At 62.4% G+C, this 12,742-nt stretch carries 10 protein-coding genes; 2 read left to right on the forward strand and 8 right to left on the reverse strand.

All coding sequences use genetic code 11. The features are described 5' to 3' along the window. Positions 1–9: 9 nt before the first annotated feature. Positions 10–1,002 carry a D-cysteine desulfhydrase gene (locus HBO12_RS13015; protein WP_169953903.1) on the reverse strand — a complete coding sequence of 331 codons (993 nt, stop codon included), beginning with the start codon at positions 1,000–1,002 and terminating at the stop codon, positions 10–12. 167 nt (positions 1,003–1,169) lie between these two features. On the opposite strand from HBO12_RS13015, the gene epsC reads away from it, so the two are divergent. Together epsC and betT are read left to right on the forward strand one after the other, a co-directional pair. Continuing rightward, a complete protein-coding gene (gene epsC, locus HBO12_RS13020) occupies positions 1,170–2,096 on the forward strand; it encodes a serine O-acetyltransferase EpsC (protein ID WP_170042334.1) in 927 nt (308 codons plus the stop codon). Between the two features lie 392 nt (positions 2,097–2,488). Beyond that, positions 2,489–4,450, forward strand: coding sequence for a choline transporter BetT (gene betT, locus HBO12_RS13025; RefSeq protein ID WP_170042557.1), 1,962 nt, complete (start codon positions 2,489–2,491; stop codon positions 4,448–4,450). A gap of 114 nt (positions 4,451–4,564) precedes the next feature. On the opposite strand, the gene tauD is transcribed toward betT, so the two are convergent. The 7 genes from tauD to HBO12_RS13060 form a co-directional block, all read right to left on the reverse strand. Continuing rightward, positions 4,565–5,401: a taurine dioxygenase gene (gene tauD, locus HBO12_RS13030; RefSeq protein ID WP_170042335.1), complete on the reverse strand. Its 837-nt coding sequence runs from the start codon at positions 5,399–5,401 to the stop codon at positions 4,565–4,567. 12 nt (positions 5,402–5,413) lie between these two features. After that, the gene (gene tauC / locus HBO12_RS13035; RefSeq protein WP_169953900.1) at positions 5,414–6,241 is read right to left on the reverse strand and encodes a taurine ABC transporter permease TauC; all 828 of its coding nucleotides are present in this window, start codon (positions 6,239–6,241) and stop codon (positions 5,414–5,416) included. Then, on the reverse strand, positions 6,238–7,017 hold the full coding sequence (tauB, locus tag HBO12_RS13040) for a taurine ABC transporter ATP-binding subunit (RefSeq protein ID WP_170042336.1): 780 nt from the start codon (positions 7,015–7,017) through the stop codon (positions 6,238–6,240). Before tauB ends, tauC begins: the two co-directional genes overlap by 4 nt. Before the next feature lie 16 nt (positions 7,018–7,033). Next, positions 7,034–8,011 carry a taurine ABC transporter substrate-binding protein gene (tauA, locus tag HBO12_RS13045; RefSeq protein WP_170042337.1) on the reverse strand — a complete coding sequence of 326 codons (978 nt, stop codon included), beginning with the start codon at positions 8,009–8,011 and terminating at the stop codon, positions 7,034–7,036. Between the two features lie 203 nt (positions 8,012–8,214). Next, positions 8,215–9,798: a glutamate--cysteine ligase gene (gene gshA, locus HBO12_RS13050; protein ID WP_170042338.1), complete on the reverse strand. Its 1,584-nt coding sequence runs from the start codon at positions 9,796–9,798 to the stop codon at positions 8,215–8,217. Between the two features lie 215 nt (positions 9,799–10,013). Beyond that, entirely contained in the window at positions 10,014–10,397 is a 384-nt protein-coding gene (locus HBO12_RS13055) for a PaaI family thioesterase (RefSeq protein ID WP_169953896.1), read from the reverse strand. Continuing rightward, positions 10,397–12,733: a Tex family protein gene (locus tag HBO12_RS13060; RefSeq protein ID WP_169953895.1), complete on the reverse strand. Its 2,337-nt coding sequence runs from the start codon at positions 12,731–12,733 to the stop codon at positions 10,397–10,399. The genes HBO12_RS13055 and HBO12_RS13060 overlap by 1 nt, the downstream gene beginning before the upstream one ends. Positions 12,734–12,742 lie beyond the last annotated feature (9 nt).

Raw genomic sequence — 12,742 nt, forward strand, 5'->3', positions numbered from 1 at the left:
TGTGTCCAGTCAGAACACTGAATCATAGGCAAACAACGCCGGCGCCCCCCCGGTGTGCAGGAAGATGATCGGGCCTTCCCCGAACGCGCCGCGACCGATGCCGTCGAGCAACCCGGCCATGGCCTTGCCGGTGTAGACCGGGTCCAGCAACAGGCCTTCCTGACTCGCCAGCAGCTTGATTGCCGCCAGGGTTCCGGCGTTGGGCTCGCCATAGCGCGGGGCGAAGTATTCGTCCCACAAAATCACTTTGAACGCGTCGGGTACCGCCACCCCCAGCAATTGCGCCGTGCGTTCGGCCAGGCCTTGGACCTTGGGCCGTTGCGCCTCGTCGGTGCGCGACACGGTGACGCCAATCACCGGCAAGTCCGGCAGCACTTCGCTCAACGCCAGGGCCAGGCCGCTGTGGGTGCCGGCGCTGCCGGAGGCCAGGACCACCGCCGCAAACTGCAGGCCGCTGTCCTGGATCTGCCCGGCCAATTCCAGCCCGGCCCGCACATAGCCCAGGGCACCCAGGGCGTTGGAGCCGCCGATTGGCACCAGATAGGGGGTCTTGCCGTTGCTGCGCAGGCGTTCGGCCAGGGCGTGGAGTTGCTCGTCGGCGTTGTCCAGGTTTTCGACCAGTTCGACCTTGGCGTCGAACAACTCGACCAACAAGCGGTTGCCGTTGCCCAGGTAGTTGGGGTCGTCGGTGCCCGTGGGGTTTTCCAGCAGGGCGACACAGCCCAGGCCCAGCTTGGCGGCGAGGGCTGCGGTCTGGCGCACATGGTTGGACTGGATCGCGCCGGCGGTGATCAGCGTATCGGCGCCCTGGGCCAGGGCATCGGCGGCGAGGTATTCGAGCTTGCGCAGTTTGTTGCCGCCCATGGCCAGCGGCGTGGTGTCGTCGCGCTTGACGTAGATATCACGGCCCAGCCAGGTCGACAGTCGTTCGAGTTTTTCCAGGGCGGTGGCGCCAACCAGTAGTTCCAGACGGTTAAAACGCTCGAGCTGTTGTTTGATCATGGTTACGCACGGGTAATAGAAGATGGGAGGGACTATAGGCAGGGCTTTTTGCGCGGGCAACCGCCAGTTGCTTATGCCAGAACGTTATGAGTATCGCACCATTGGTTATTAAGAGCGGCCCGGTTGCATACCGTAAAGTGATGGCCATTACCTCAGGAGGGATTACCGTGAGCGAGCGTTCCAGTCATTGGCAATTACAGACCATCGTCAGCCAGTTGCGCGGCGCCCGGGATCAGTGGCGTACGCGCAACGGCCGGGTCAGCGGCGAGCAGGGCGGTCGCGAGTTACCTTCCCGTGATGCGATGGCGCAGATTCTTGAAGCGCTGTGCGGCGCACTGTTCCCCATGCGCCTGGGGCCGGTGGATTTGCGCGAGGAGAGTGAGGATTTCTACGTCGGCCATACCCTCGATGTGGCGCTCAATGCCCTGCTCGCCCAGGCACGCCTGGAGTTGCGCTATGCCGCACGCCAAGGCGGCCGGGCCGATAATGAAGTCGATGCATTGGCCATTCGCCTGATCCAGGATTTTGCCCTGGCCTTGCCGGCGCTGCGCAGTCTGTTGGACACCGATGTGCTGGCGGCCTATCACGGCGACCCGGCCGCGCGCAGTGTGGATGAGGTGTTGCTGTGCTATCCGGGGATCCTCGCGGTGATCCACCATCGCCTGGCCCACCATTTGTATCGCGCCGGGCTGCCTTTGCTCGCGCGGATCAGCGCGGAAATCGCCCATTCGGCGACCGGCATCGATATTCACCCCGGTGCGCAGATCGGCCCGAGTTTCTTTATCGACCACGGCACGGGTGTGGTGATTGGCGAGACGGCGATCATTGGTGAGCGGGTGCGCATTTATCAAGCGGTGACCCTGGGCGCCAAGCGTTTCCCGGCGGATGAGGACGGGCAGTTGCAGAAGGGCCATCCACGGCACCCGATTGTCGAGGACGATGTGGTGATTTACGCCGGGGCGACGATCCTGGGGCGGATCACCATCGGCCAGGGCTCGACCATTGGCGGCAACGTGTGGCTGACGCGCAGCGTGCCGGCGGGGGCGAACATCACGCAGGCGAATTTGCAGCATGATGATGGGACGCAGAAGTAGTGACGACCTAATGTGGGAGCGGGCTTGCCCGCGATGGCGGTAGGCCAGTCAAATACCGCTAACCTGACACTCCGCTATCGCGGGCAAGCCCGCTCCCACAGGGGATAGCATTTCAATTTAGGTAAGCAATCGCTGAACGTTTTGCCTCTCCCATCCGTCATACCCTTCCTTGAGCTAGTGTAGGAATTACCTACCACTCAGCCCTGCGATTAGTCCCAGACCGCCTATCCATGTTTAACTTGAACGTTCGTTCAAGTTAAACCGGTGGTTCGCTGCCCGCTCACAACAGGAGGCTTACCTTTGCTGAGTCCGTTTTATACAGCCACATCCCACACCCTCGAGGTGCACGGTTCATGAGTGCATCGTCTGTCCCTCCAAGCGGCCTGGTGCGCATGAATGCGCCGGTGTTTTACTTCGCCGCCAGCTTCATCCTGCTGTTTGGTGTCACCGTAATCGCGATCCCCGAACAGGCCGGCGCCTGGTTGCTGGCCGCGCAAAACTGGGCGGCCAATACGGTCGGCTGGTACTACATGCTGGCGATGACCCTGTATCTGGTCTTCGTGGTGGTCACCGCGTTGTCTGGCTACGGCAAGATCAAACTTGGTGCCGACCACGACGAGCCCGAATTCAGTTACCTGTCCTGGGCCGGCATGCTGTTTGCCGCCGGGATCAGCATCACGCTGTTTTTCTTCTGCGTCTCGGAACCCTTGACCCACCTGGTGCAACCGCCCCAGGGCGAGGCCTTGAACGCCGACGCGGCGCGCCAGGCCATGCAGGTGCTGTTCCTGCATTGGGGCCTGCATGGCTGGGGTGTATTTGCGTTTGTCGGCATGGCCCTGGCGTACTTCGCCTACCGGCATAACCTGCCGCTGGCCTTGCGTTCGGCGCTGTATCCGCTGATCGGCAAGCGCATCAATGGCCCCATCGGCTACGCGGTGGATGGCTTCGGCATTATCGCCACGGTGTTCGGCCTGGGGGCTGACATGGGCTTTGGGGTGCTGCACCTCAACTCGGGCCTGGACTACCTGTTCGGCATCGCCCACACCCAATGGATCCAGGTCGGCCTGATCACCCTGATGATGGGCGCGGCGATCTTGGTTGCGGTGGCCGGTGTCGACAAGGGCGTGCGGGTCATGTCCGACATCAACATGCTGCTGGCCTGTGCGCTGCTGCTGTTTGTATTGTTCGCCGGGCCCACCCAGCATTTGCTCAACACCCTGATCCAGAACATCGGTGACTACCTCGGCGCGTTGCCGAGCAAGAGTTTTGATGTGTACGCCTACGACAAGCCCAGCGACTGGCTCGGCGGTTGGACGGTGTTCTACTGGGCCTGGTGGATCGCCTGGTCGCCGTTCGTGGGCCTGTTCATCGCACGGATCTCCCGTGGTCGTACCATCCGCGAGTTCGTCTTTGGCGTGCTGCTGATCCCGCTGGGCTTCACCCTGGCGTGGATGTCGATCTTCGGCAACAGCGCGATTGACCAGGTGCTCAACCACGGCATGGTTGCCCTGGGGCAGTCGGCCATCGACGACCCGTCGATGAGCCTGTACCTGCTGCTGGAAACCTACCCGTGGAGCAAGACCGTGATCGCCGTCACGGTGTTTATCAGCTTTGTGTTCTTTGTGACCTCGGCCGACTCCGGCACCGTGGTGCTGTCGACCCTGTCGTCCAAGGGCGGCAACGCCGATGAAGACGGGCCCAAGTGGCTGCGGGTGTTCTGGGGCGCGATGACGGCGCTGGTGACCAGCGCCTTGCTGTTTGCCGGTAGCATCGACTCGCTCAAGTCCGCGGTGGTGCTGACTTCGCTGCCGTTCTCGATGATCCTGCTGTTGATGATGTGGGGGCTGCACAAGGCGTTCTACCTCGAATCCCAGAAGCAGATCGCCCAACTGCACTCCCTGGCCCCGGTGTCGGCATCACGCAAGGGCCGTGGCGGCTGGCGCCAGCGCTTGAGCCAGGCGGTGCATTTCCCTTCACGGGACGAGGTCTACCGCTTCCTCGAAACCACGGTCCGCCCGGCGATTGAAGAAGTGACCGCCGTGTTTGTCGAGAAGGGCCTGAACGTGGTCACCCAGCCCGACCCGTCCAACGACAGCGTCAGCCTGGAAATCGGCCACGGCGAAGAGCATCCGTTTGTCTACCAGGTGCAGATGCGCGGCTACTTCACGCCGTCCTTTGCCCGTGGCGGCATGGGTTCCAAAGAGATGAACAACCGTCGCTACTACCGCGCCGAAGTGCACTTGAGCGAGGGCAGCCAGGACTACGACCTGGTGGGCTACACCAAGGAGCAGATCATCAACGACATCCTCGACCAGTACGAGCGGCACTTGCAGTTCTTGCATCTGGTGCGCTGAACAAACGGTAGGAGCGAGCTTGCTCGCGAAGATCGCCAACGAAAACGCGGGGCATCTGATGCCCCGCAGCGTCTTTGGGTTTTTCGCGAGCAAGCTCGCTCCTACAAGGGTTAGTCAGAAGGGGACGTCACCCAGAATCGTCGCCCGGTGCATCACTCGCCGCTGTGGGCGGTAGTCGTCCACGGCGTAGTGCTGGGTCACGCGGTTGTCCCAGAAGGCCACGTCGTTGGCTTGCCAGCGCCAGCGGATGGTGAATTCCGGCCGGGTGGCGTGGGCGAACAGCAGCTTGAGGATGACTTCGCTTTCGGCCGGCTCCAGTTCGTTGATCCGGGTGGTGAAGCCCTCACTGACAAACAGCGATTTGCGCCCACTGACCGGGTGGGTGCGGATCACCGGGTGGGACAGTGGCGGGTTCTTTCTGCGGGCCTCCTCCCAGCGGGCCAAGTCTTCGGCGGTGTTGCCGTAACGCTCCAGAGGGAACGAGCGGGTGAAGTCATGGGTTGCCGTCAGGCCGGTCAAAAAAGCCTTCATCGGTTCTGACAACGCATCAAAGGCCGCGATACCACTGGCCCACAGCGTGTCACCGCCAAAGGCTGGCAGCAGCTTGGCGCTGAGTACTGCGCCCAGGGCCGGGGTGGGCAGGAAGGTCACGTCGGTGTGCCAGATGGCGTTGTCGCGCACGTCAGTGACGGCAGTGTCGAGCACCAGCACTTCTGGCTGCTCGGGCACGTTGGGGTAGATCGGGTGAATGTGCAGGTCACCGAAATTCGCCGCGAAGCGCGCTTGCTGCTGCGGGGTGATCGGCTGGTCGCGAAAGAACAGCACCGAATGCTGGAGCAACGCCTGCTCGATGGCGTCGCGCTGTTCGAGGTTCAGCGGCTGGCTGATATCGACGCCACTGATCTGGGCGCCCAGGGCGGTGCTTAAAGGGGTAACGGTCAGGCGGCTCATGTTGTTCTCTTCTTAGTGTGCCTGGCCATGCCACGGCACCAATTTACGCTGCAGGGCGCGCAGGCCCATTTCCATGGCAAAGGCGATCAGCGCGATCACCAGGATGCCCAGCACCACCACATCGGTCACCAGAAACTGCGCCGCCGACTGCACCATGAACCCCAGGCCGCTGGTAGCTGCGATCAACTCGGCGGCCACCAGGGTCGACCAACCCACACCCAGGCCGATGCGCACACCGGTGAGAATGTCGGGCAGGGCGCTGGGCAGAATCACATGGCGAATCAACTGCGCCCGGGTGGCGCCCAAAGACTGTGCTGCGCGCAATTTGGCCGGGTCGACCGTGCGTACGCCGGTGGCGGTGGCGATGGCAATCGGGGCGAAGATCGCCAGGTAGATCAGCAACACCTTGGACAGCTCGCCGATGCCGCACCAGATCACGATCAACGGCAGATAGGCCAGCGGCGGGATCGGCCGGTAGAACTCGATCAGCGGGTCGAGAATGCCGCGGGCGATGCGGTTGGCGCCGATGGCAATGCCGATCGGCACGGCGGTCAGCACCGCAAAGCCCAGGCCCAGGCCGATACGCCCAAGGCTGGCGCCCAGGTGCTGCCAGAGGGTGGAATCCATATAGCCGCTGGTCGCCAGCAGCCAGCCTTTTTGCAGCACGGCAGACGGTGGCGGCAGGAACAGCGGCTCGATCAGCCCGCTGGCGGTCACGGCCCACCACAGCGCCAGCAGCGCAACCAGGGTCAGCAGGCTGATCCAGCGCGTGCTCAGGCTGCGGCGCAACGGCGGGGTGATTGGGTTGGCGGCGGTGGCCGGGATTTCATAGCTGCTCATGCGTACACCTGCCGTTGCGAGAACACTTTGCCCAGCACATGTTCGCGGGTTTCGATAAACCGTGGGTCGGACTTGATCGCACGGGCCGGCTCGCCGGCCGCGTAACGCTGGCCGAAATCCAGGCTCAGGCGCTCGACGATTTGCCCGGGGTTGGGTGCCAGCAAAATCAGGTCAGTGGCGAGGAAGACCGCTTCTTCGATGTCGTGGGTGATCAGGAACACCGGCTTGGCCGTGCGCCGCCAGACTTGCAGCAGCAGCTCCTGCATCTGTTCGCGGGTGAAGGCATCGAGGGCGCCGAAGGGTTCGTCCATCAGCAGCACCCGTGGGTCGGCCGCCAGGGCGCGGGCCAGGCCGACGCGTTGTTTCTGCCCGCCAGACAGCTGCCAGATGCGCCGGCTGTCAAAACCGGCCAGGTCCACCAGCGCGAGCATTTCCCGGGCGCGGACTTGCCGCTGGGCCTTGGGCACGCCGGCCAGCTCCAGGCCGAAGCCGACATTGGCCAGCACATCCTGCCAGGGCAGCAAGGCATCGTCCTGGAACACCACGCCGCGTTCGGCACTCGGGCCTTGGACGGGCACGCCGTCTAGGGTGATGCGCCCGGCGCTGGGTTCGACGAAGCCGGCAATCAGGTTCAACAGCGAAGTCTTGCCACTGCCGGAAGGGCCGAGGGCCACCAGCAATTGATGGGGGCCAAGGGTCAGGGAAATGTCCGCCAGCACGGGCGTGGTCGCGCCTGGGTACTGTGCGCTGATGCGCTCCAGCTGTAGCAAGGCCATCGCGGTGAACTCCTGATCAGTTAGTGATGAACTTGGCGCTGACGTAAGGGGCGTAGTCCGCCAGCACGGCCTCGACCTTGCCTTGTTCCTTGAGGAACGCGGCGGTGTCGGTCACGGCCTTGGTGGTCGGGGCGCCGAGCAGGGTTACTTGATCAGCGGCCAGCGGGTAGACGTTGCCTTGCAGCAGCAGCGGAATGTCGCTGGCCTTGGCGCCGGAGAGCTTCACCAGTTTGTCGACATTGCCCTTGTCGGCCAGCCAGGCTTGTGGGTCTTTACGGTATTGGGCGTAGGCATCGAGGGTGACTTTGGCGAAGGCGCTGACAATTTCCGGGTGCTTCTCGGCAAAGTCCTTACGCACGATCCAGGCATCGAAGGTCGGCGCGCCGAACTTGGCCAGTTCGCCGGAGGTGATCAGCACTTTGCCGTTTTCCTTGGCCACGCCCAGGGCCGGGTCCCAGACATAAGTGGCATCGATATCGCCACGCTTCCAGGCGGCAATGATGGCGGGCGGGGCGAGGTTGAGTACGGTGACTTTCGATGGGTCGATGTTCCAATGCTTGAGCGCGGCCAGCAGGCTGTAGTGGCCGGTTGAGACAAACGGCACGGCGATTTTCTTGCCGATCAGGTCCTGCGGGCTGTTGATCCCGGAACCGTTGCGCGCCACCAGGGCTTCGGCACCGCCGATCTGGGTGGCGACGAGGAAGGTCTGCACCGGTACTTTGCGGGTGATGGCCGCGGTCAGCGGGCTGGAACCGAGGTAGCCGATCTGTACGTCGCCGGAAGCGATGGCGGCAATGATATCGGCGCCATTGTCGAATTTGCGCCAGTCGATAGTGGCGTTTGTGGCTTTTTCATAAGCGCCGTCGGCCTGGGCGACTTTGGCCGGGTCAACGGTGGTCTGATAGGCGATGGTCACGTCGGCCGCCTGGGCAAGCAGGCTGGCGCCGGCCAGGGACAGGGCCGCCAGGAGGCGTAAAGGGAAAGGTCGTAGCATGGAAAAGCTCCTCATCAGGCGGCCGCAGGTCGGCGTGTGAGGAGACTAAATGATCTAAGAATCCGAAAATAAATAACATTTTCGAATTAGCTTATGTAGGAGCGAGCTTGCTCGCGAAAAACCTTAACGATGACGCGTTCGGCTTGGATAAACGCGGCGTGCTTGAGTTTTTCGCGAGCAAGCTCGCTCCTACAAAGGGCGTGTCAGTTGCTGATCGCCAGGATGCTGGCCTGGTAAGACCCGACAAACACATCGAAATCGCCCACTTCGTTCTGCTCAAGCTCGGCCTGTTGTGCCAGGGAACTGCGGGCCAGCTCTTCAAAGCGCGCCTGCTCGTCTGCCGGCAACGGTTCGCTACGGAAGTACTCGGCATGCACTTCGCTCTGACGCAGGGAGAACTGCGCGAAGCTTTCCTTGCGCTCCTGCATGGTCGCCAACACCTGGGCCGACGGGGTCAGGGAGGAGTCCTTGATCTTCGCCAACTGGGCATCCAGTGCCTGGCTGTGTTCGTTGATGCCCTGGCTCTGGTCGAGCAGCGCAGCCAGCGGTGCGATTTTTTCCAGTAGCTCGGCGGCCCATTCCTTCATTTCCACCGATTCGCCGCGACGCTGCAATTGCAGGCCCGGGCGCCGGCCTTCCTTGACCACGCTGAGGAAGTTCGACGTGGCATTGGCGCACTCGTTGTTTTCGAACAGCGGGCTGTCGTTCAGCGCGCAGTACAGCAGGAACGCGTCGAGGAAGCGCGACTCCGGCAAGTCGATGCCCATCGGCAGGAACGGGTTGATGTCCAGGCAGCGCACTTCGATGTACTGGATGCCACGGGCCATCAGCGCCTGGATCGGCCGCTCGCCGGTGTAGGTCACGCGTTTGGGGCGGATGTTGGAGTAGTACTCGTTTTCGATCTGCAGGATGTTGGTGTTGAGCTGTACCCACTCACCATCCTTATGGGTGCCGACTTCGACGTAGGGCGCGTAGGGCGTTGCCACCGCTTCGCGCAGGCTGTCGGTGTAGCTGGCCAGATCGTTGTAGCAAGGGGTCAGGCCCGCCTGGGCGTTGCTCTGGTAACCGAGGTCGCTCATGCGCAGGCTGGTGGCATACGGCAGGTAAAGGGTGTCGGCATCGAACTGTTCAAGCTGATGGGACCGTCCGCGCAGGAAACCCGAATCCAGGGCCGGCGAGGCACCGAACAGGTACATCAGCAGCCAGCTGTAGCGGCGGAAGTTACGGATCAGGGCGATGTAGGCCGTGGACTGGTAGTCACGGTCGGTGCCCACGAAACCTTCGGTTTCCTTGAGCAGCGGCCACAGCTCTTCCGGCAGGGAAAAGTTGTAGTGGATCCCGGCGATGCACTGCATGGTCTTGCCGTAGCGCAGGGCCAGGCCCTTGCGATACACGTACTTGAGCTGTCCGATGTTGGAGGTGCCGTAGTAGGCAATCGGAATATCTTCCTCGGCCGGCAACGGGCACGGCATCGATGGACTCCACAGGTACTCGTTGCCGAGCTTGCTGTAGGCAAAACGATGAATCTTGTCGAGGCTGCGCAGGGTATCTGCCGGGTTGGGCAGCGCCGGCGTGATGAACTCCAGCAGCGACTCGGAATAGTCGGTGGTGATCGATTCATGGGTCAATGCCGCGCCCAGGGCCTCTGGATGCGGCGTTTGAGCCAGGCGGCCTTCGCCGGTGACACGCAGGCATTCACGCTCGATGCCGTGCAGGCAATGCTCAAGCAAAGAGAGGTGTTCGCGCTTGCCGAGCAGAGCCAGGCGGCGGTTGAGAAGTTCGCTCAAGTTGGATTCCTTCACGCGTCAGTCGCCCCAATATGGGGGTGGGCAAGACGGTCTACAAGGGTGAAGTTAAAACTGGCGTTATCGCCTGGTTTTCGAGCCGGAATAACCTGCTCTGAAAGTGCCGACTTCATTCCCTGAATTAGGCTATCGCGCAGGAAGAAAATTCCGACGCTGTTTTTGCAGCGCCGAAATTAACCCAAATTGATGACCGGGAGCTATAGGACAGCGAAGGTGCCTTGTGCTTTTGCGACGAGTCTTTCGTCCTGATACACCTCGGCCTCGACCACCAGCGTGCGCCGGCCGGGGTGGATGACCCGGGCGGTACACAGCACGTCACCGTCGGACACGGCACGGATGTAATTGATTTTGCACTCGATGGTCGCACTCTGCTGGTCGAAACCATGGGCGCTGGAACAGGCCAGCCCCATGGCAATGTCCACCAGGCTGAAAATCGCCCCGCCATGGAGCTTGCCCGCGCGGTTGCGCAATTGCGGCTCAAGGCTCAGGGCAACCTCGGCAACGCCCTGGTCCAGGCGTTGCAGGCGGCAGCCGAGCAGTTCGCTGAAAGCGCTGTGGGTCAGGCCGGCTGGCAGCTCCATCAGCGTTTTTTCAGTTGCTTGGCGTTGGCGAACAACGAAGCCATGGCATTGTTGGCCGGGGCTGCGGTGGCGGTTTCCTTGCGCGGTGCAGTGTTTTCAGAGCGGTTTTGCGACTGGCGCGGCGCTGAACCTGGGCGTGCGCCACGGGCGCCGTCGATTTTCTCGCCGGGGGTATCGCTCATACGCATCGACAGACCCACGCGTTTGCGCGGGATATCGACTTCCATGACCTTGACCTTGACCACATCCCCGGCTTTCACCGCCTCACGCGGATCCTTGATGAACTTCTCCGAAAGCGCAGAAATATGCACCAAACCGTCCTGATGCACGCCGATGTCCACAAAGGCACCGAAGTTGGTCACGTTGGTCACCACGCCTTCGAGGATCATCCCCAGTTGCAGGTCCTTGAGGTCTTCGACGCCTTCCTGGAACTCGGCGGTCTTGAACTCGGGACGCGGGTCGCGACCGGGTTTTTCCAGCTCTTGCAGGATGTCGGTGATGGTCGGCACGCCGAAGGTTTCGTCGGTGTACTTCTTTGGATCCAGGCGCTTGAGGAACCCGGCGTCGCCGATCAGCGAACGGATATCGCGGTCGGTTTCAGCGGCAATGCGTTGCACCAGCGGGTAGGCTTCCGGGTGGACCGCCGAGGCGTCCAGCGGGTTGTCACCGTTCATCACGCGCAGGAAGCCTGCGGCCTGTTCGAAGGTTTTTTCGCCAAGGCGTGCAACTTTTTTCAGTGCCGCTCGGGTCTTGAACGCGCCGTTTTCATCACGATGGGTGACGATATTCTGCGCCAGGGTGGAGTTGAGGCCGGAAATCCGCGCAAGCAAGGCGACCGAGGCGGTGTTCACGTCGACGCCGACCTTGTTCACACAGTCTTCCACCACTGCATCCAGGCCGCGCGCCAGTTTCAGCTGCGACACATCGTGCTGGTACTGGCCGACGCCGATGGATTTAGGGTCGATCTTCACCAGTTCGGCCAGTGGATCCTGCAGGCGGCGCGCGATGGACACTGCGCCACGGATCGATACATCGAGGTCCGGGAATTCCTTGGAGGCCAACTCCGACGCCGAGTACACCGAAGCGCCCGCTTCGGAGACCATGACCTTGGTCATTTTCATGCCTGGGTATTTTTTGATCAGCTCCAGGGCCAGCTTGTCGGTTTCGCGGCTGGCGGTGCCGTTGCCGATGGCGATCAGGTCTACCGCGTGCTTGGCGCACAGGGCGGCCAGGATGGCGATGGTCTGGTCCCACTTGTTGTGGGGCACGTGCGGGTACACGGTGGCGTGGTCCAGCAGCTTGCCGGTGGCGTCGACCACGGCGACCTTGCAACCGGTGCGCAGGCCTGGGTCCAGGCCCAGGGTCGCGCGCGGGCCGGCCGGCGCGGCGAGTAGCAGGTCGTGCAGGTTATGGGCGAATACGTTGATCGCCTCGGTCTCGGCGCCGTCGCGCAGTTCGCCCAGCAGGTCGGTTTCCAGGTGGGTGTAGAGCTTGACCTTCCAGGTCCAGCGCACGACTTCACCGAGCCATTTGTCCGCAGGACGATTCTGATTCTGGATGCCGAATTGTTGGCCAATCATGCCTTCGCACGGGTGCATGGTGCCCGGCAGTTCGTCGCCGACTTTCAGCGCGGAGCTGAGAATACCTTCGTTGCGCCCGCGGAAAATGGCGAGGGCGCGGTGGGACGGCATGCTCTTGAGCGGTTCGTCGTGCTCGAAGTAATCGCGGAACTTGGCGCCTTCTTCCTCTTTGCCGGCAATCACGCGGGCGCTGAGGGTGGCTTCCTGTTTCAGGTAGTTACGCAGTTTTTCCAGCAGGTTGGCGTCTTCGGCGAAGCGCTCCATGAGGATGTACTTGGCGCCTTCGAGGGCCGCCTTGACGTCGGCCACGCCTTTTTCGCCATCGACAAAGCGCGCAGCTTCGGTTTCCGGGGCCAGGGACGGGTCGTTGAACAGGCCGTCTGCCAGTTCGCCGAGGCCGGCTTCCAGGGCGATCTGGCCCTTGGTGCGGCGCTTCTGCTTGTACGGCAGGTACAGGTCTTCGAGGCGGGTCTTGGTGTCGGCGAGCTTGATGTCGCGTTCGAGTTGCGGGGTCAGCTTGCCCTGCTCCTGGATGCTGGCGAGGATGCTGACACGCCGTTCGTCGAGTTCTCGCAGGTAGCGCAGGCGTTCTTCCAGATGTCGCAGCTGGATATCATCGAGGCTGCCGGTCACTTCTTTACGGTAACGGGCGATGAAGGGCACCGTGGAGCCTTCATCCAGTAGAGCGACGGCCGCTTCGACCTGTTGTGGGCGTACACCGAGTTCCTCGGCGATGCGGCTGTTGATGCTGTCCATAAAACCACC

It is taken from the genome of Pseudomonas sp. WS 5059 (assembly GCF_012985525.1).
GTDB lineage: Bacteria > Pseudomonadota > Gammaproteobacteria > Pseudomonadales > Pseudomonadaceae > Aquipseudomonas.